The sequence below is a fragment of the Amycolatopsis sp. FU40 genome (assembly GCF_021903635.1).
Taxonomy (GTDB): Bacteria; Actinomycetota; Actinomycetes; order Mycobacteriales; family Pseudonocardiaceae; genus Amycolatopsis; species Amycolatopsis dendrobii.
Genome location: NZ_CP091381.1, coordinates 7330637 through 7348850 on the forward strand (window position 1 = coordinate 7330637; position 18214 = coordinate 7348850).

At 69.3% G+C, this 18214-nt stretch carries 21 protein-coding genes; 9 read left to right on the forward strand and 12 right to left on the reverse strand.

The window, feature by feature from the left end:
* Positions 1–5: 5 nt before the first annotated feature.
* The gene (gene dgoD / locus L3Q65_RS34485) at positions 6–1154 is read right to left on the reverse strand and encodes a galactonate dehydratase (RefSeq protein WP_237597574.1); all 1149 of its coding nucleotides are present in this window, start codon (positions 1152–1154) and stop codon (positions 6–8) included.
* A gap of 8 nt (positions 1155–1162) precedes the next feature.
* A complete protein-coding gene (locus L3Q65_RS34490; protein WP_182892772.1) occupies positions 1163–1843 on the reverse strand; it encodes an SDR family NAD(P)-dependent oxidoreductase in 681 nt (226 codons plus the stop codon).
* A 79-nt stretch (positions 1844–1922) separates the two neighbouring features.
* Here L3Q65_RS34490 and L3Q65_RS34495 point away from each other — a divergent pair, with 79 nt between their 5' ends.
* Genes L3Q65_RS34495 through L3Q65_RS34505 form a run of 3 tightly spaced genes read left to right on the forward strand, consistent with a single transcriptional unit; the run spans position 1923 to position 4227 of the window.
* On the forward strand, positions 1923–2537 hold the full coding sequence (locus L3Q65_RS34495) for a bifunctional 4-hydroxy-2-oxoglutarate aldolase/2-dehydro-3-deoxy-phosphogluconate aldolase (RefSeq protein ID WP_237597575.1): 615 nt from the start codon (positions 1923–1925) through the stop codon (positions 2535–2537).
* Positions 2534–3520 carry a beta-propeller fold lactonase family protein gene (locus L3Q65_RS34500; protein WP_182892774.1) on the forward strand — a complete coding sequence of 329 codons (987 nt, stop codon included), beginning with the start codon at positions 2534–2536 and terminating at the stop codon, positions 3518–3520. The genes L3Q65_RS34495 and L3Q65_RS34500 overlap by 4 nt, the downstream gene beginning before the upstream one ends.
* A complete protein-coding gene (locus L3Q65_RS34505) occupies positions 3517–4227 on the forward strand; it encodes a FadR/GntR family transcriptional regulator (protein ID WP_182892775.1) in 711 nt (236 codons plus the stop codon). The genes L3Q65_RS34500 and L3Q65_RS34505 overlap by 4 nt, the downstream gene beginning before the upstream one ends.
* Here the strand turns inward: L3Q65_RS34505 and L3Q65_RS34510 are convergent.
* Entirely contained in the window at positions 4203–5135 is a 933-nt protein-coding gene (locus L3Q65_RS34510; RefSeq protein WP_237597576.1) for a GlxA family transcriptional regulator, read from the reverse strand. The genes L3Q65_RS34505 and L3Q65_RS34510 overlap by 25 nt on opposite strands.
* A gap of 72 nt (positions 5136–5207) precedes the next feature.
* Between L3Q65_RS34510 and L3Q65_RS34515 the strand changes: the two genes are divergently transcribed.
* Together L3Q65_RS34515 and L3Q65_RS34520 are read left to right on the forward strand one after the other, a co-directional pair.
* Complete coding sequence (locus tag L3Q65_RS34515) at positions 5208–5864, forward strand: HD domain-containing protein (protein WP_220507599.1); 657 nt, start codon at positions 5208–5210, stop codon at positions 5862–5864.
* A 13-nt stretch (positions 5865–5877) separates the two neighbouring features.
* Entirely contained in the window at positions 5878–6291 is a 414-nt protein-coding gene (locus L3Q65_RS34520) for a RidA family protein (RefSeq protein ID WP_237597577.1), read from the forward strand.
* A 6-nt stretch (positions 6292–6297) separates the two neighbouring features.
* Here the strand turns inward: L3Q65_RS34520 and L3Q65_RS34525 are convergent, their stop codons facing one another.
* From L3Q65_RS34525 to L3Q65_RS34535, 3 genes are read right to left on the reverse strand one after another with little or no spacing between them, the layout of a single operon-like run.
* Positions 6298–6903 carry a TetR/AcrR family transcriptional regulator gene (locus tag L3Q65_RS34525; protein WP_182892778.1) on the reverse strand — a complete coding sequence of 202 codons (606 nt, stop codon included), beginning with the start codon at positions 6901–6903 and terminating at the stop codon, positions 6298–6300.
* Between the two features lie 37 nt (positions 6904–6940).
* Positions 6941–7630 (reverse strand): hypothetical protein, encoded by a 690-nt coding sequence (locus L3Q65_RS34530; RefSeq protein WP_237597578.1) that lies wholly within the window; start codon positions 7628–7630, stop codon positions 6941–6943.
* Complete coding sequence (locus L3Q65_RS34535; protein WP_237597579.1) at positions 7623–8132, reverse strand: SigE family RNA polymerase sigma factor; 510 nt, start codon at positions 8130–8132, stop codon at positions 7623–7625. Before L3Q65_RS34535 ends, L3Q65_RS34530 begins: the two co-directional genes overlap by 8 nt.
* 141 nt (positions 8133–8273) lie before the next feature.
* Between L3Q65_RS34535 and L3Q65_RS34540 the strand changes: the two genes are divergently transcribed.
* Both L3Q65_RS34540 and L3Q65_RS34545 read left to right on the forward strand, forming a co-directional pair.
* Positions 8274–9290: a low specificity L-threonine aldolase gene (locus L3Q65_RS34540; RefSeq protein WP_237597580.1), complete on the forward strand. Its 1017-nt coding sequence runs from the start codon at positions 8274–8276 to the stop codon at positions 9288–9290.
* A gap of 16 nt (positions 9291–9306) precedes the next feature.
* A complete protein-coding gene (locus L3Q65_RS34545; protein ID WP_237597581.1) occupies positions 9307–9888 on the forward strand; it encodes an HAD family phosphatase in 582 nt (193 codons plus the stop codon).
* 68 nt (positions 9889–9956) lie between these two features.
* Here the strand turns inward: L3Q65_RS34545 and L3Q65_RS34550 are convergent, their stop codons facing one another.
* Positions 9957–10142 (reverse strand): hypothetical protein, encoded by a 186-nt coding sequence (locus tag L3Q65_RS34550; protein ID WP_182892783.1) that lies wholly within the window; start codon positions 10140–10142, stop codon positions 9957–9959.
* A gap of 386 nt (positions 10143–10528) precedes the next feature.
* Between L3Q65_RS34550 and L3Q65_RS34555 the strand changes: the two genes are divergently transcribed.
* On the forward strand, positions 10529–11704 hold the full coding sequence (locus L3Q65_RS34555; protein WP_237597582.1) for a S53 family peptidase: 1176 nt from the start codon (positions 10529–10531) through the stop codon (positions 11702–11704).
* A gap of 183 nt (positions 11705–11887) precedes the next feature.
* The gene (locus tag L3Q65_RS34560; RefSeq protein ID WP_182892785.1) at positions 11888–12865 is read left to right on the forward strand and encodes a hypothetical protein; all 978 of its coding nucleotides are present in this window, start codon (positions 11888–11890) and stop codon (positions 12863–12865) included.
* A gap of 98 nt (positions 12866–12963) precedes the next feature.
* Here L3Q65_RS34560 and L3Q65_RS34565 read toward each other — a convergent pair whose 3' ends face one another.
* The 5 genes from L3Q65_RS34565 to L3Q65_RS34585 form a co-directional block, all read right to left on the reverse strand.
* On the reverse strand, positions 12964–14130 hold the full coding sequence (locus L3Q65_RS34565) for a pyridoxal phosphate-dependent aminotransferase (protein WP_182892786.1): 1167 nt from the start codon (positions 14128–14130) through the stop codon (positions 12964–12966).
* A 41-nt stretch (positions 14131–14171) separates the two neighbouring features.
* Positions 14172–15320, reverse strand: a complete 1149-nt coding sequence (locus tag L3Q65_RS34570) for a transglycosylase SLT domain-containing protein (protein ID WP_237597583.1) — start codon at positions 15318–15320, stop codon at positions 14172–14174.
* A gap of 22 nt (positions 15321–15342) precedes the next feature.
* The gene (locus L3Q65_RS34575) at positions 15343–15654 is read right to left on the reverse strand and encodes a hypothetical protein (RefSeq protein ID WP_037808762.1); all 312 of its coding nucleotides are present in this window, start codon (positions 15652–15654) and stop codon (positions 15343–15345) included.
* Positions 15655–15842: 188 nt separating this feature from the next.
* Positions 15843–16601, reverse strand: a complete 759-nt coding sequence (locus L3Q65_RS34580) for an ESX secretion-associated protein EspG (RefSeq protein ID WP_182892789.1) — start codon at positions 16599–16601, stop codon at positions 15843–15845.
* Entirely contained in the window at positions 16598–18208 is a 1611-nt protein-coding gene (locus tag L3Q65_RS34585; protein WP_182892790.1) for a hypothetical protein, read from the reverse strand. The genes L3Q65_RS34580 and L3Q65_RS34585 overlap by 4 nt, the downstream gene beginning before the upstream one ends.
* Between the last annotated feature and the right edge of the window lie 6 nt (positions 18209–18214).

Consider the following 18214-nt stretch of genomic DNA (forward strand, 5'->3'; position numbering starts at 1 on the left):
TGCGGTCACCACTCCGTGAAGCTGCCGTCGGGCAGCCGCCACACCGGCGACCGCCAGGCGTGCCCGGTCTCGTCGGCGCGGCGGACCGCCGCCTCGTCCACCTCGATGCCGAGGCCGGGCGCGGTCGGACGCGCGGCGTAGCCGTCGGCGAACCGGAACAACGCGTCGTCGGCGAGATAGGCGACCGGTTCGCGGCCGTCGTGGTAGTGCATGCCGAGGCTTTGCTCCTGGATGAGGAAGTTCGGCGTCGCGAACGCCACCTGCAGCGCGGCGGCCAGCGAGATCGGGCCGAGCGGGCAGTGCGGGGCGAGATTCGCGCCGTACACCTCGGCCAGCGCGGCGATCCGGCGCAGCTCCGAGATGCCGCCCGCGTGCGACGGATCCGGCTGCACCACGGCCACACCCGCGTCGAGCACGGGTTTGAACTCCCAGCGCGAGAACAGCCGTTCCCCGAGCGCGATCGGCACCGTCGAGGCCTCGACCACCGATCTGACCACGTCAGCGGGCAGTTCCGGCAGCACCGGCTCCTCGACGAACATCGGCTGTACCTCTTCGAGCATCTTCACCAGCCGGCGCGCCATCGCGGGCGAGACGCGGCCGTGGAAGTCGATCGCCAGGTCCCGGTCGGGTCCGAGCGCTTCCCTCGCCTCCCGGGCGCGGGCCAGCGCCGCACTCGCTTCGGCCGGAGTGGCGATCGGCCCGAGCGGACCGGCGACGTTCATTTTCACGGCGGTGAAACCCCGCTCGACCTGCGCGGACACCGCGTCGAAGATCCCCGACGGACGGTCGCCGCCGACCCACGAATACACCCGCACGCGGTCGCGCACCGGACCGCCGAGCAGCTCGTGCACCGGCGCGTTCCTGGCTTTGCCCGCGATGTCCCACAACGCCTGGTCGAACCCGGCGAGCGCGCTGGAAAGCACCGGACCGCCGCGGTAGAAGCCGCCGCGGCGAAGCACCTGCCAGTGGCCCTCGATACGCAGCGGATCCTTCCCGACCAGCAGCTCGGCCAGCTCGTGCACAGCCGCGCGAACGGTTCCGGCGCGCCCTTCCACGACCGGTTCGCCCCAGCCGGTGATGCCCTCGTCGGTGCTGATTTTGAGGAACAACCAGCGCGGCGCGACGAGAAACGTTTCGATCCCGGTGATCTGCACCTTGTCTCCTAAGCGGAATCTTTCGCGGCCGACCAGCCGCCGTCGACGGTCAGCTCGGCTCCGGTGACGAACGACGCCGCGGGCGAGAGCAGGAACGCGATCACCGCGGCGACCTCCGCCGGGTCGCCGAGCCGTCCGGCGGGTGTCGCGCGAGTGCTGCGTTCGCGATCCTCCACGCTGATCCGGCCCCATGCCTCGGTCTCGACCGGACCGGGAAGCACCGAATTCACCCGCACCTCGGGCGCGTACTCGACGGCCAATTGCCGCGCCAGAGATACCAACGCGCCTTTGCTGGCCGCGTATGCCGGATGTCCGGGCAGCCCGAAACGCGCGTGCACCGAGGAAACCAGCACCACTGAGCCGCGCCGAGACCGCAGCGAAGGCAGGCACGTCCGGACGGCCAGGTACGACGCGGTGAGGTTCACGTCGAGCTGTCGTTGCCATTGCGCGCGATCGGTTTCGTGCAGTGGGCCCAAAGTCGGCAGGTACGCGTTGCTGACCACCGCGTCGACCTCGCCCGCCAGGTCGAGAACTCGTTGCCAGGTCTCGTCATCCGTCACATCGCCCCGTACGCCGCCCGGCACCGGGGCGAGGTCGACGCCGATCACCCGGTAGCCGTCGGCTTCGAGCTGAAGGGCGGTCGCGGCTCCGATCCCGGACGCCGCACCAGTCACCACGGCAGTGCGCATGGTTCGCCAGCATGCCGCACCGCTGCAAGGTCGGCAAGAATAATTAGTAATTTATAATTTGCCTGCTAGGCTGGCCGCCATGGGATACCGGTGGGAGATCACGCGCGAAGCGGTGCGCCAGGGCGTCGTCGGAATCGTGCGGACGGCGGACGCCGCCTCGGCCGTCGCCGCCGCGCGGGCAGTGCTCGACGCCAGGTTGAAGTCGGTCGAAGTCCCGCTCACCAACGCGGGCGCGCTCGCCGCGATCGAGGAGCTCGCCGCCGCGTATCCGGACGCGACGATCGGGGCGGGCACGGTGCTCGACGAGTCGTCCGCGACGGCCGCGATCCGGGCAGGGGCCCAGTTTCTCGTGTCCCCGTCGCTGCACACCGAGGTCTTGCGTACCGCTCATCGGTACGGCGTCGCGGCGCTGCCCGGCACCGGTTCGGTCACCGAAATCGTGCGCGCGATGGAGGAAGGTGCTGACGCCGTAAAGGTTTTCCCCGCGTCCGCGCTCGGCCCGCAGTGGATCAAGGACGTGCGCGCCGCGCTTCCGCAAGCCCCGCTCGTGCCGACGGGTGGAATCGCTCCCGAGGACGTGCCACGCTGGCTCGACGCGGGCGCCGTCGCCTGCGGGATCGGGTCGGCGCTGACCCGAGGATCCGCTGAGGACATCCGGGCCCGAGTGGCCGCATTGGTGAGGGAGAGCTCGTGAGCGACGTCGTACTCGTCGGCTGCCGTACCGCCGAAACCGGCGGGAACGGCACAGGAATCGCGGTTTTCCGGCGCTCCGGCGGCGAACTGATCGCGGATTCGACGCTGCCGATGGTGTCGCCGACCTGGCTGACCCAGCATCCCGCGCTGCCGATGGTGTACGCGACCAACGAGACGAGCTACGGCGAGATCACCTCCGTTTCGGTCGCCGACGGCCTGGTCGCGCTCGACGTGGTCGAATCCGGCGGGGCAAGCCCGTGCCACCTCGCGGTGACACCGGACGGCCGGTTTCTGTTGTGCGCCAATTACGGGGGCGGCAGCCTCGCCGTGTTCGCCTTGCGCGAGGACGGCCGGATCGACGGCCGCACGGACCTGGTGCAGCACACCGGAAGCGGGCCGCGCGCCGACCGGCAGGACGGTCCGCACGTCCACATGGCGGTGTCGTCGGCGGACAGTTCGGTGGTGAGCGCCGTCGACCTCGGCACCGACGAAATCCGCAGCTACACCCTGTCGCCGAAAGGAAAGCTGACTCCGCTGGCCGTTTCGTCGCTGCCGCCGGGAACCGGACCGCGGCAGCTCGTGCGCGGCGCGGACGGAATCGCTTACGTCGCCGGGGAATTGTCCGGCGAGCTGATTACCCTGCGGGAGACTTCGCCGGGAGCGTTCGAGTTCGTCGCGGCGGCTCCGGCGACAGCGGCCGGCGGCGAATCCCTGGTGGCGCACCTGGAAGTCCTCGAATCCGGGATCTACCTGTCGAATCGCGGCCCGGAATGCATCACGTCGTTCGCCGGAACCCCGCTGCGCGCGACGGCCGATCAGCCGTGCGGCTCGTACCCGTGGAATTTCGCGGTCGCGGACGGAACCTGCTACACCGCCGCTTTCCGGGACGACGTCATTTCCGTTTTCCCGTTGAAGGACCTGGGGAACGCGGAGGTCCGCAACTACCCGACCGGCTCCCCGACGTGCGTGCTCCCGCTTCGGTGACCGACCATCGCCCGCGCGGCCTGCACGAACAGACCGTGGAAACGCTCGCCGCGCGTATTCTGTCCGGCGAATGGCACGAGGACATGGTGCTGGACCTTCCCGCGTTGCGCGAGGAGCTGGACATCAGCCTCACCGCCCTGCGGGAAGCACTGAAGGTGTTGGCAGCAAAGGGAATGATCGGGGCGCGGCAGAAGCACGGTACTTACGTGCGGCCGCGCGAGAGCTGGCAGCTTCTCGACGCCGACGTCATGCGCTGGCAAACCACCGCCCGTGGAAACGCCGGCCTGCTGGACGAATTGGCCGAAGTCCGCGCCGTCGTCGAACCCGCGGCGGCACGGATGGCTGCGGAACGCGCGACCGCCGAAGACCTCGCCGCACTCGAATCCGCGCTTGACGCGATGGTCGCCGCGCCGGACCTGGAAGCGAGCGTCGAAGCGGATCTCGCGTTTCACCGCGGACTGTTGACCGCCGCGCACAACAACTTCCTGCTCCAGATCGAACGCGTCATCGCGATCGGCTTGGCGGAGCGGGACAAACTCGTCCACAGCGCCGGTCCCACGGACGATCCAGTGCCGAGTCACCGCCGGGTGCTGGAGGCCATCGCCGAACACGACCCGGACGGCGCGGAGAACGCGATGCTGGAACTGCTGGTGAAATCCGCCGCCGACGCGAAGCGGACGGGTCAGGAAGTGAACGCGCGGCGGTAGGCAGTCGGCGTGGTTCCGAGGGTCCGCCGGAAGTGCAGCCGCAGGTTGGCCGGGGTGCCCAATCCGCAGTCTCGCGCGACCCGGTCCACCGAACAGTCCGTGGTCTCCAGCAGTTCGCGTGCTTTGCCGAGACGCGCGTTGAGCAGCCACTGCAACGGCGTCGTCCCGGTTTCCTCGGCGAACCGGCGCAGGAAAGTCCGCTGCGACATCCCCGCGTGCCGGGCGAGCAGGCGGATGCTGAGCGATTCGTCCAGTCGCTGCAACGCCCATTCGCGCGTAGCCGACAGCGAAGCGTCGCCCGCATCCGCGAGCGGCGCGGGCACGTACTGGGCCTGCCCGCCTTCTCGATGCGGAGCAGCGACCAGACCGCGCGCGATCCGATTAGCGACCGCGGCGCCCAGGTCGCGGCGCACGATGTGCAGGCACAGGTCGATGCCGCAGCACACGCCTGCTGAGGTGAGCACGTCGCCCTCGTCGACGTAGAGCACATCCCGGTCGACCTGTACCGAAGGATATTCCCGCTCGAATTCGTCGATATATTCCCAATGCGTCGTGGCGTGCAGACCGTCGAGAATTCCTGCCGAGGCCAGCGCGAACGCACCCGTGCAGATGGACACCACCCGCCGGCCCCGGTCACGGGCTTCGGCCAGGAGCTCGATCGCCGCTTCCGGCGTCTCGCGGATCGGGTCGTACCCCGGCACGATCACCGTGTCCGCCGCGCGCAGCTCCTCGACCCCGCCTTCGGCGGCCAGCTCGAACCCGGCGCTGGTGGGAACCGTCGGACCGAGCGCGCACAGCGACATCTCGTAGCGGGTTTGCGGCCGGGCCTGAAACACCTGCGCCGGTATCGCGAGGTCCAGCGGGAGGACCCCGTCGAGCGCCAGCACCGCGACCCGATGCACCGTCATGGCAAGATTCTATCGAAGTCCGGCAAACTTGCCACTCACCAGGTCAGGGCCTTGCGAGCCACCCTTGAAGGCATGACCGAACTCCTTCCGGACCCGGTGATCGCCCTGCCCGCGACTCCGCTGGCGGACGCCGTTCTCGACGTCGTCCGCCCGCTGGAATCGCAGTCGGTGTTCAACCACAGCGTCCGTAGCTACCTGTTCGCGCGGCTGGTCGCCGATCGGCTGGCCGAGTCCGATTTCGACGACGATCTATTGTTCGCCGCGTGCGTGATGCACGACATCGGCGTCGCGCCGGACGGCCCGCATGTGGAGCGATTCGAGGTCGAAGGCGCCGACCGGGCTGCCGGGTTCCTCGCGAAGCAAGGGATTTCCGCCGCGGACGCCGACGAGGTCTGGCAAGCCATCGCCCTGCACACCTCCGCGGGCATCGCGGAACGCCGCGGCCCGCTGTGCGTGCTCGTGCGCGCCGGGGTCTCCGTCGACTTCGGCGGCCCGGTCGGCGCCGAATACCTCGAAGCCGTCACCGACGAGCAGGGTGCGGCGATCCACGCCGCTTACCCCCGGCTCGAGATGGTCCGCTCGCTCACCGACGCGATCGTCGCGCAGGCCGCGAAAAACCCGAAGAACGCGCCGGTCCCGTCTGTTCCCGCAGATTTCCTGCGGGAGCGTGAGGCCGACGGCGAAACCCGGCTGGAACGCGCCAGCCGTGCGTCCCGCTGGGGCATCTGAGAAAGGGATCCACATGCACTCCGTCACAATCCCCGAGGACTCCGAGGTTTTCGGCCCGTCCGGGGCGTCCGCCTTCTCCCGCTTCGGCTACTCAGCCGCCGTTCGCGCGGGGAATCTCCTGTTCATCGCGGGCACGATCGGCCGCCGCCCGGACGGTGCGATCGCGGAAACGATCGAGGAGCAGACCGAGATCGCGCTCCGCCGGATCGAGGAAATCCTTCGCCTGGAAGGACTCGGCCTCTCCGCGCTGGTCGACATCACGAGCTACCACGTCGACATCCACCAGCACCTGCCCGGTTTCCTGGAAGCCAAGAAGCGCCTCGTGACCGCCCTGCCTTACCCGGCGTGGTCGATGATCGGCGTCAGCGGGCTCGCCAGCCCGGGCTTGCTGATCGAAATCCGCGCCACGGCGGCGTATCCGGAGTAACTGTCCTCAGTGGACGGACTCGGCGAGCGCGGTCCGCAGCATCCGCCCGGCCGCGGCGCGCGGAGCCGGGTCGACCGCGATGAGCGCGTTGACCACGGCCCCGTCGACCAGAGCGACCAGCCGGTCCAGCTCGTCCTTGGCCACCGGCGTCCCGGAACGGGCGAAGATCTCCGTCAGCAGTTCGTTGAGCTGCTGGGACAGCGTCCGCATCAACGGGCGCAGGTACGGCCGTCGTCCGGTCGCGACCAGGCGTTCGTAGCGCAGCAGGACCGCCTCGGCGTCGGCTTCCGGATCGCCGCTCTGCGGGCCGAGCAGCATGTCCAGCACGAGTTCCACGGTCGCCTGCACGCCCCGGTTCCGGGTCGTCAGGTCGTCGAGCTGCCGTCGCCCGTTCTCCAGCTCGGTCTGCCCGTGGTGCTCCACCGCGGCGGTGACGAGCTCTTCCAGCGAGTCGAAGTAATACGTCGTGGACGCCAGCGGCAGACCAGCCCGCTCGGCGACCGCGCGATGCCGGACCGCGTCGAAACCGCCCTCGGCCAGCAGCTCAGCGGCGGCTTCGACGAGCGCCGCCCGTCGTCGCTCGCCCTTGGGGGTGGTGGCTGCTGCCGTCATGTCCGGTCATTCTGCCAGCCGCCCCGATAGCCGCCGATCAGAACCGGGTGGCCAGCGAAGCGGCGAAGCGCGCGAGGTCGGTTGCGTACGGTGCTGGGTGACCGGAAGTCCCTGGCACGCTGACCAGCACGAGAGTCCCGCCACTGCCGGTTTGCTGACGCACGGTGACGGCTCCGGCTGGTTGCGTGGGCACGTTCACCGCGGCACCGCGAGCGAACACCGCCGCGCCGATCATCCCGTCCGGAAGCGGGAACCCGGCACCGCGCGACGACGTCGTACAAACGCTGCCTGGGGAAGCCTGCGCGGCATTCAAGTGGCCTGGGAGCTCGCCAGCGAGGGCAGTGGCGAGCTCCCAGTCCACCCGTCCGCACCCGGAGGTGCCTTCGACCCGAGGGCCGGTCCTCCCGGTTTCGCCGGCTCCCTGCCGAGACGGCTGACCCGGGAAGTCATCCCCATTGCTGAAAGGACGCGCCGCCGACCCGCCGGGTTGCACCGGCGCGGCCACGGAATTCGCGCTTGAATCGGACTTCTCGCTCGAAATGCCCACAATTCCCCAGGTGCCGAACCCGGCGGCCACGACCACGGCCGCCGCGCCGGCAGTGATCCGGTTGCGCCGGCGCAGCGTCTCGCGCTTCGAACGGCGCACCACGTCGTCCACCGAGAACGTCGGCGGCGGCACCTCGCCGGGAGCGGCGGAGAACAACGTCTCGGCTTCCCGCTCATCCATTGGTCTCCACCTCCCGTTCCAGCACCTGACGCAGATTCGCCAGCCCGCGCGCCGTCTGGCTTTTCACGTTGCCTTCGCTGCAGCCCAGCGCCGTCGCCGCGGCCCCGACGTCCAGTCCGTCGAAGAACCGCAGCACCAGCACCGCCCGCTGCTTCGGCGGCACTTCCTTCAGCGCCGCGAGCAGGTCCTCGCGAGTCGCGACGCGTTCGGCGAGCCCGGGACTGTCGTCCACGGGCTCCGGCAGCACCTCGGACTGCCGCTCCCGCCGCCACGGACGGCGGGACTCGTCGATGACCGCGCGCACGAGCGTTTTGCGCACGTACGCGTCGGTCGCCGCACGGTCTCTGATCTTCTTCCACCTCCGGTGCAACGCGACGAACGCCGTCTGCGCGAGGTCGTCGGCTTTGTGCCAATCCCCGCACATCAAATAGGCAGTCCGGCGCACGGCGTCCCTCCTCGCGGCGAAGTACTCCGCGAACTCCTGTTCGTCGCGCTGGTCCACGCGCTTTGCAGCTCCGCTCTGGCCATGTCCGGTGAAGGGACGGATCCGGGGGCGTCCACGGTTGCACGTCCGGCCGGAAACGTTCCACCCCCCGTCGCATTGATGCCGCGCCCACCTGTGTGATGTGATCGGACTGTGACCATGACTGGGCAGCTGATCGACTTCCGTTCCGACACCGTCACCCGCCCGGACGCGATCATGCGCGCGGCCATGGCCGAGGCCGAGGTCGACGACAACGTCATCGGCACCGACCCGACCATCGCCGAACTCGAACGCCGGGCCGCGCAGACGCTCGGGATGCCCGCGGCGCTGTGGACGCCGAGCGGGACGATGGCGAATCTCATCGCGCTGAGCGTCCACCTCCAGCGCGGCGACCGGTTCCTCGCCACCCGCGGCGCACATGTGCTCGTCAACGAACTCGGCTCGGCCGCCTGGCTGGCCGGCGGCATGCCGGACATCCTCGAACACGACGCGGGCCCCGGCCGGTGCCTGCCGGAAACGCTCGAAGCGGCGATCGGCAACCCCGGCCCGTACTTCACGCTCCGCACCACGCTGCTGTGCCTGGAGAACACGCACAACGCGGCCGGCGGCGCGGTCACTCCGCCCGACGAGCACGCGCAACTGCTGTCCGTCGCGAAGCAGGCCGGGCTCACCGTGCACCTCGACGGCGCGCGGATCTGGCACGCGGCCGTCGCGTTGCAGGTACCGCCCGCCGCGCTGACGGTCGGCGTGGACTCGGTGTCGGCGTGCTTCAGCAAGGGCCTCGGCGCGCCGGTCGGCTCGGTCGTCGCGGGCAGCGTCGAGTTCGTCGAGCAGGCCCGCCGGATGCGGCAGATGCTCGGCGGCGGCGTGCGTCAGGGCGGGGTGCTCGCCGCCGCGTGCCTGGTCGCGCTGGACCGCGTCGACGAACTGGCCGAGACGCATGAGTTCGCGAAACGGCTGGCCGGCGGTCTCTCCGAACACGGCTGGGACGTGCGGACGCCGGATACCAATATCGTTCTCGCCGGGGTGCCGGACGTGCCGACCGCGCTGAACTGGCTCGGCTCGCTCGGCATCCAGGCTCTGCCCATGGCGGGCAAGGTCCGGTTCGTGACGCACCGAGACCTGTCGTCCGCTGACATCGACGAAGCACTGCGCCGGATCAAAACCGGTGCCTGAACCCTGGGGGACTTAGGTGACCAACTGGATCGTGTTCGACTACGGCGAGGTACTCAGCGTCCGCACCGCCGCGGTGCCGAAGCTGGCCGCCGCGATGGGCGTCTCGCTCGAGACGTTCGAACCGGTGTACTGGAGCGTCCGCGACCCGTACGACCGCGGCTGTCCTGACCTGGAGTACTGGACGTCGATCGGCGACCAGGTGGGCGCGAAGGTGGACGACGCGCTGTCGGCCGAACTGACCGCGCTCGACGTCGCGGGCTGGGGACAGCTCGCGCCGGGATCGCTGGACCTGCTGCAGTCGCTGTCCGACGCCGGAGCCTCGCTCGCGCTGCTGTCGAACGCGCCGTCGGCGTTCGGCGTCTGGGTCCGCGAGCAGGAGTGGGCGAAACTGTTCAAGCACACGCTGTTCTCCGGCGACGTGAAGGTCGCGAAGCCGGACGCCGAGATTTTCCAGCTGCTGCTGGACAAACTGGGTGCGAAACCGGACGAGTGCCTGTTCTTCGACGACCGCCAGGTCAACGTCGACGGTGCCCGTGCGGTCGGCATCCGCGCACACCTGTGGGACGGCGCCGAGGCCGCCCGCGCAGCACTGGCCTGAACCGCGAACGGCTCCCGCACTTTCTCGGTGCGGGAGCCGTCGGGTGCCTCAGTATGGTTCGGCGCCGGTCAGCGGGTGATCCGCTTCGACTGCTTCTTCCCGGTGATCGCCCCGTAGGCCGCGGTGCCCAGGAACAGCACCCCGCCGATGATGCCGATCCACAGCACGGCCTTGAACAGGAAGCCGATCACAGACCCGACCACCATGAAGGCGATCCAGGCCACGACGAGCGCTCCGACGATCTTCCAGAACATGGCTCCTCCGATGCCGTTTCCGCGCCACGTCGGCCCGGTGCCCTCCAGCGTGCCATCCGTGCGACGGAAACTCTCTACGCCAGCCCAACGTTCAGGGGGATCTCCGGGTTCCCCCTGAGCCGGCTTACCTGATCGTCTCGTCCGGCGGGTCCGGCTCGAGTGCCCGAACCCAGCGCCGTGACCAGTGCCGCCCGCGCGGCGGCAGAGCGACCTGACCCCCTTGGTCATCGGACCGGCCGGGCACTGGCCGAGATCTCACGGAACGCAGTTTTTACGGCTTTCCGACTGTCCGTTGAAAGGCACCTACTATCGGCCCGTTGTTCACTCGGCACCCCGGACCAATTATTAATGGTGAATTATTCACCACTGAGTCGGGAGCAAAATCAATGCGCAAGAAATTGATCGCAGGCGGTGCCTTCGCCGTCGCGCTCGCCCTTACCACCGGTGGAACTGCCACCGCGCAGCAGTTCTCCGCCGCCCCCGCGGCCGCCAGTGGTCCGACGGTGAAAAACGCCTGTGCGCAGGTGCGCGCGGCAGGCCACATGTCCTGCTTCGCACAGGTGCGCACCGACATCAAGCAGGCCCGGCGCGCCCCCGGCGCCGCCCCCTCCGGCTACGGCCCCGCTGAGCTGCAAGCCGCCTATCAGCTGAAGGCCGACGGCGGTGCGGGCCAGACTATCGCCGTCACCGAGTCCGGCGATTATCCCTCTCTCAAAGCAGATTTGGCCGCCTACCGCAAGCAGTTCGGATTACCCGCGGGCGACGTGCAGATCGTGAATGAAGACGGCCAGGAGAGCCCGCTGCCGGCCGCCGACCCGGACTGGGCCGTCGAGACCGCGCTGGACGTCGACATGATCGCGGCGACCGCGCCGAACGCCAAGATCCTCGTGGTCGAGGCCAAGCAGGCCAGCACTGACGACCTGGGCAAGGCGGTGGACACCGCGGTCAAGCTCGGCGCGAAGTTCGTCTCCAACAGCTGGGGCGGCGACGAGTCCGAGGGCGGCGCGGGCGACGCGCACTTCAAGCACCCCGGCGTGGCGATCACCGCGTCCAGCGGTGACAACGGCTACGGCGCGAGCTGGCCGGCGTCCTCCCCGTACGCCGTCGGCGTCGGCGGCACGACCCTGAAGAGCAGCGGCGGCTCGTACACCGAGACGGCGTGGAAGGGCGCGGGCTCGGGTTGCTCCAGCTACGCGGCGAAGCCCGCTTACCAGACCGCCGCGACCGGCTGCGACAAGAAGGCCATCGCGGACGTCTCCGCGGTCGCCGACCCGGCCACCGGTGTCGCGGTGTATGACACCTTCCAGCAGAGCGGTTGGCAGGTCGTCGGCGGCACCAGCGCTTCGTCACCGATCATCGCGAGCGTCTACGCCGATGCCGGCACCCCCGGTGCGCAGGACTGGCCCGCCCAGTACCCGTGGTCGCACACCGACCAGCTGACCGACGTCACCTCGGGCAGCAACGGCAGCTGCGACACCAAGCAGTGGTGCAACGCGGGCACCGGCTGGGACGGCCCGACCGGGCTGGGCACCCCGAAGGGCACCGCCGCCTTCACCAAGTAAGAATCAACAATTTCAGATAGTTCACCTTAATCGGGCATAATAGCGACCAGCGGTCGGGCGGAACAAATACGACGTTCCTCCCGATCGCTCGTCGTTACCTTTGTCTAGCCCCTTTCACTCGATAGGGTTCCGAACGAGGGAAGGTGCCACCGGCACAGGGAGCCGCAGCGGAGGTGACGCGCGTTGACGCTCCACGATTATTCGAACGCGGCGCACAGTCCCGATCAGCAGAACAATTTTGACTCCCTCGGCCTGGCCGGGCCCTCCTTCGCCGAAACGCTGCGCGGCGCGATCGATGCCAGCGGCCTCACCCTGGAACGCATCCGGGCCAGGCTGACCGAGCGCGGGAGCCGGGTCAGCCTGGCGACGCTGAGCAACTGGCAGTCCGGCAGCCGCCAGCCCGAACAGCGCCGGTCGATAGAAGCAGTGCGCCAACTCGAGAACGTCCTCGAACTGCCGATGGGCAGGCTGTCCGGCAGGCTGGGGCCGCCCCGGCCGAGGGGCAGGCAAGTCGCCGCCGAGGAGTCCGCCGCGCCCGACGAGCAGTGGCTGGACTCCAGTGGCCTGTCGGCGCTGATGACCGACGCCGACATCGCACCGCAGAACGGACTGCGCCGGATCAGCTTGCACCTGCGCTGCCACCTCGACTCCGACCGGGCTGTGCACCGGATCAGCTACCGGCACGTCCTGCTGGCCGAACAGGACGGCATCAGCCAGGACCTCAACCTGCTGGAGCTCTCCCCGGGCTCCCGCAGGCGGCCAACGCTCATCCCGACGTACAACTGCAGGCTGGGCCGCCAGTCGGTGAGCGAAGAGAAGCACCTGATGATCAACGAACTGCTCTTCGACAGTGCGCTTCGCCGCGGCGAAACCGTGGTCCTCGAATACGAGATCGAGTTGTACCCCGAGCCTGGACAGCCGTCCGACAACGGCTGGACCGCCAGTTTCCGGCTGCCCATCCAGGAGTTCCTGATCGAGGCCCGGTTCGGCCCCGGTGCCGTCCCGGTCCGGTGCCGGGAGGTCCGCCGCCCGTTCAGCGATCCGACCCCGACCGAACGACCTGTGCGCATCGGCGAATCGGCCAACACGCACGCCGTCATGCTCGGACTGCGCGCCGGGAGGTACGGGCTCGAATGGGACTGGCCCGAGCAGCACGGCTGACCGGACCGCTCAAGCCCGCGGGGCGGAACCACGCTGCCTCGACGCACCAGCAGGTCAGCGGCCGATGGCCAGAGATCTCCGGGTTCCCCTGACCGGTTTCACCCCAGCCAGCCGCCCAGCCGACGCAGCCCCTCGGTCACGTCCTCGGTCGCGCCCGCGAAGGAAAACCGCACGTAACGGCCGCCGTCGACCGGGTCGAAGTCGATACCCGGGGTGATCGCGAGGCCGGTGTCGGCGAGCAGCCGCTGGCACCAGCTCAGGCTGTCGGTGGTGTGCTCGGAGACGTCGGCGTAGGCGTAGAACGCGCCGTCGGCCGGGGCGAGCTTGTCGAGGCCGATCTCGCGGAGCCCGGCGAAGAGCAGGTCGCGGTTGCGGCGGTAGTGCTCGACGTGCGCGTCCGCTTCGGCGTAGGACTCCGGCGTGAAGGCCGCGACCGCCGCGTACTGCGAAACAGCGGGCGGGCAGATGGTGAAATTGCCGGTCAGGACGTCGACCGCGCGGTGCAGCCGCTGCGGCACCAGCATCCAGCCGAGCCGCCAGCCGGTCATCGCGAAATACTTCGAGAACGACCCGAGCACCAGCGCTTCCCGGCCGTACTGCCAGGCGCAATCGAGCTGCTTGCCGTACGAGATGCCGTGGTAGATCTCGTCGCTGATCAGCTGCACGCCGTGCGAGGCGCACCAGCCGGAGATCGCCGCCAGCTCGCCCGGCGGCAGCACGGTCCCGGTGGGGTTGCTGGGACTCGCGACGATCAGCCCGTCGATCGGCCCGAGCCGGTCGAGCTGCTCGACGGTCGGCTGGAAATTCGTCTCGGACGTGGTCGCGAACTCGACGACCTCGCAGCCGAGGACGTTCAGCAGATTCCGGTACGCCGGGTAGCCCGGGCGAGCCATCGCGACCCGCGCGCCGGGGTCGAACGCGCTGAGGAACGACAGCAGAAACCCACCGGACGAACCGGTGGTCATGACCACGTCGGAGGCGGACACGTCGATGTCGTACGTGCGCCGGTAATGCCCGGCGACGGCTTCGCGCAGCTCAGGAATGCCGAGCTGCTCGGTGTAGCCGAGGGTGTGCCGGCTCAGTGCTTCCTGCGCCGCTCGCAGCACCGCCGCCGGAGCGGGCACGGACGGCTGCCCGGCGGCCAGCGAAATCAGGTCGCCGTGGCTGCGCTGCCGGGCCTGTGCCGCGGACAGCACGTCCATCACGTGAAAAGGAGGCACGCCTGCCCGCAACGCGGGCCCGCCGAAAGCACCGATGTCGACCATGCGGCCAGGCTAACCGGCGGAACCGCGTGCGGGGTGTGCCGTCAGTAACCGCGGTACGCACCGCCGTGCGCCATCGCCGCGATGCCCGGGACGTTGGACATCGAGCCGTACCGGTCGAGCGAGTACCGCACGCCAGCGATGATGTTGTCGACCGGGTTGTAGATGTTGTCGTGCCCCGGCAGCTTGTGCGCGTTGAACGTCGAGTCGATGCACTGCATCAGGCCCTTGGACGGATGCCCGGCCGCGGCGTTCGAATCCCAGTTGTTGATCGCGTTCGGATTGCCGCCGGACTCGTGCTGGATGATCGCCCAGATGTTCTTGATGTCCGCGTCGGTCACGTTCACGCCCGCGGCCTGCAATGCCTTGATCGCTTCCTGGATCCACTGCTGAACGTTGCCGGGCGGAGGCGAGGAGGGCGGACCGCCGCTCGGGCCGAGACCGCCGCCGCCACCGGACGCACCGCCGCCACCGCCGCCGTGGTGACCGCCTCCGCCGCCACCCCCGCCGCCGTGTCCGGTGTGCAGACCGCCGGTGCTCTGCGGGACGGTGCCGTCGGAGTTGGGCAGCGGGACCTTGGAGTAGCCGCCCTCGATCTGGGTCTTCATCAGATCCTGCGACTTCTTGACCATGTCATCGGCCTGCTTCAGCAGCGGGTCGATGGTCTGCTCGGCCGCGGTCGCGTCCTTCTGGTTCGCCTCGTTCGCGTCGGAGATGATTTTCGCCGACGTCGGGCTGGGCGGCGGGCCCTTCTTGTCCGACTTATCGTTGGCGTACGCCGCCTCGGCCGCCTGCGTCTTCTGCGCTTTGTCCGACTCGGTCTTGATGCGGTTGTCGATGTTCGTCTTGGCGGTGTTGAAGGCCTCGGTGACCTTGCTCTTGATCCCGCCGAGGTCGCTCGACAGCTGGGTGAGGTCCTTGCCGACCTCGTCAAGATGCCCCTGCACCTTGTCGCCCGCTTTGGTGATCTGCGTGACGTACTCGACGAAGGAGTCCGCCGCCGGACCCTCCCATACTCCGCCAGCCAACGACTTCGTGGAATTGTTCAGCGCGGCACTGTGGTCGCCCGCCTGCTTCGCGGCGTCGCTGAACTGCTTCCCGGCGTTGCTGATCGCGCCCGGGTTGATCTTGTCGACCTTCTGTGCTTTTTCGACAACGCCGTTCCAGTTCGGCGGGTAGTCGATCAGCGCCATGCTCTTGCCCCCTCGTGCCTGCTCAGCGGTCTTCGTGGACGGTCAGGTCGGTCTTGTGGACCTGATCGGTCTCCTGGATCAGCCCCGCGGCCTTCTTGATGATGAAGCTGGTCGCCTCCATCAGCTTCCCGGCCGCGTCGAACTCGCTGTGCACGCCCTGTTTGAACGTGCCGACCGCGCCGTGCACGTCCTTCGAGCCGCCCATCGTGCCGAACGGGCTTTCCGGCTCGTCGTCAACGCCGGTGAGGTGCTTCTTGGACTTTTCGAACTCGTCCTTCAGCTTCTCCACGTTCCTGGCGGCAATGGCCATGGAATCCGGATCGTAGACAGGCACCGTTCGTCATCCCCTTCGCGCGACACTCGCTTCCCGACCAGTTCGGACGCTCCGCTCACCAGGTCGGTTCCCTGCTTACTCTAAGACTTCGAGCGCGTGCCGTGTGCAGTTCCGTCCGACTTCCGGCCGCGAACCCCCGGACCGGGTTAGAGCGCGATCGAAAAGGGGTAAAACGGTCACGCCAAGCGTCAAATCGCGGCCTGCAACTCCCGCACCCGCTCCGCCAGCATCGCGTTGTCCGCCGGACTCACCGTCGCCCACGTGTGCCCGTCCGAATCGTCGGTGAGCTGGAACAGATACCGCCCGGAATCGGTGTCGTAAAACGCCGCCACGTGCGGCGACCGGCGCACCGTCCCGTCCCGAAGGACCCGTTCCGCGCAGAACTGTCCCCGGGCGGCCTGTCCCATCAACATGCCCGCCAGTTCCTGCGCTTCCCACAACGCCATGCCTCGGTCTTCCAAGGCCGTGACCAGCGCTTTCGGATCGCCCGCGGCAGCCGTGTCGGCGGCGACGAGCGTGCTGTGCGGTACCGAGATCGACTGGCCGATGCCTGGGTCGAGCGATCCGGCCACCGACACCACGGCGTCGGCGAGCCCGCTGGCGTCAGCGGGGATCAGCCACACCTCGTCCCGGTCGACCACCGCGAGCACGGCTTGGCTGCCCCGGCTCACCGCGCGGCCGCGGATCTCGCGGTCCGCCCACACCCAGACGTCCACCGCTTCCCGTGGACGCGCCAGCAAATGCAGCTGATCGAGCACTGTCCCGGAAGGACGGCGGCCGCGCGCGAGCCGGCGTTGCGCCAGCGAGTCCCAAACGGACTCGATCAGCTCGGCCCGCTCGGTGTGCGTGCGCCCTGGCGACGGAACCGCGAGCGCGGCCGGACGCCCGCCCAGGTCCAGCGATTCCCACAGCACATCGAATTCAAGGGCGGTCAGTACCAGGTTCACGGCCGGCGCACGTCTCCCGTGCCGTCGCCGAGGACGTCGCGCGTCACCATCCGGCCGTCGGCGAACAGGTCCTTGTCGTCGACGCCGAAGCGGCGCACGTGCTCGTCGTCGCTTTCCTGCGGTGCGGCTTCGGAGAGGTACTTGGCTTCGCCACCGGCCGATTTGGGCGCGATCTGCTCGGCTTTCCGCAGTGCGACGGCTTCTTCCTCGGGAAGCTCGTCCACCGGCAACGGCCGCACCAGGCCCTTCGGCTGACCGTCTTGTGCGCGGCCTTGCCGTTCGCGGTCGCCGGAAAGCGCGCCACCGGCCACTCCCGCGCCCAAAGCCGCGGCGCCTGCTCCGATTTCTCCGGCAGACGCGCCTCCCGCACGCGGGGCCGGAGCGTTGCCGGGGGTTTCGGCGACGGGAGCAGGCGGCGGCTGTTGGACGCTGCCGACCAGACGACCTCGTTGCAGCGCTTGGTTTTCGTGCCCGCTGCCGGAGTAGTTGCCCCCACCCGGGCCGCCGACCGCGGGACGGCTGGAACCGCTTGCGCCGCCAAGACTTTCGGACACAGTTCCCCGGTTGACCGGCGTGCCCTCGGACCCGCTGCTCGTCCCGCGCGGACCAGTCGGCAGGAACGTGCCGGATTCCCCGGGCCGTGCCCCGCTCGGAACCCGCGTCCCGCCTGAGGCGCCTGGGCCGCCCGAAGTGCTTGGCCCGCTGGGGATTCCCGGCCCGTTGGTCGAACCGACCGACCGAGGCGGATTGGCGTGCGGTGCCGGTCCCTTCTCCCATCCTGCGGGCGGCGGCGAGGTCGGCGGCACGTAGCTGGCCGCGACCACCGGCGCGGCTGGCCGAGCAGCCGGTGCCTGCGAGGGGGTGCCGTACGCGGGCGTCGGCGGATCCACCACCGAAGCGGCTGGAGGGGCCGGAGGCGGCGGGGGAACGTATTGCGACTTCACCGACGCCGCGGCGGGCCGCACCTGGCCGTCCGGCGTCACCTCGACCGCCGCGGCCGCGCGGTCGACCGGGCTCGGCCCGCTGCCGGGCTGGACCATGGTGAGCGACTGCGGCTGGCTCAACGGTTCGGTGGACAGCAGGTTTTCGCCGCTCTGCTGGGCGTAGGCGTTCAACGCCTCGACCGCTTGGCCGCGCGCGTTGTCCGCGGCCTGCACCGCGGCCGCGTGATCGGTCTCGAATCCGAGGAAGCTCGCCACCGAATCGACGAGCGTGAGACTCTCCGCGCCTTTGCGGACCGCGGCGGGGTCGGGCAGCTTGTACTTGGTGCGATTGAACGCTTCCCCTTGCGCGAAAAGCATTTCCGCGGTGTGCGCGACCTTCTGCATCGCGTCGTGGGAGAAGCCGGCCTGGTCCGACAGCACCTGCCCGGCCTGCCCGCCCGCCTGGCTCTGCCATTCGACGCCGAGCTTCGCCAACTGGTCGCGCAGCGTGTGGTCGGTGCCCGCGAGCGCGGTCGCGATTTCCCGCAGCGCCTCGACCGCGGTGGCGATGCTGGCGATTCCGTCGCCGGTGCCGAACTTCTCGATCTCGTCGGCGATGGCGGTGTCGGTCCACCCGTCGAAACGGTGGTCGCGGATCCTGCCCGCGAGTTCAGAGATCTCCACGCGCCC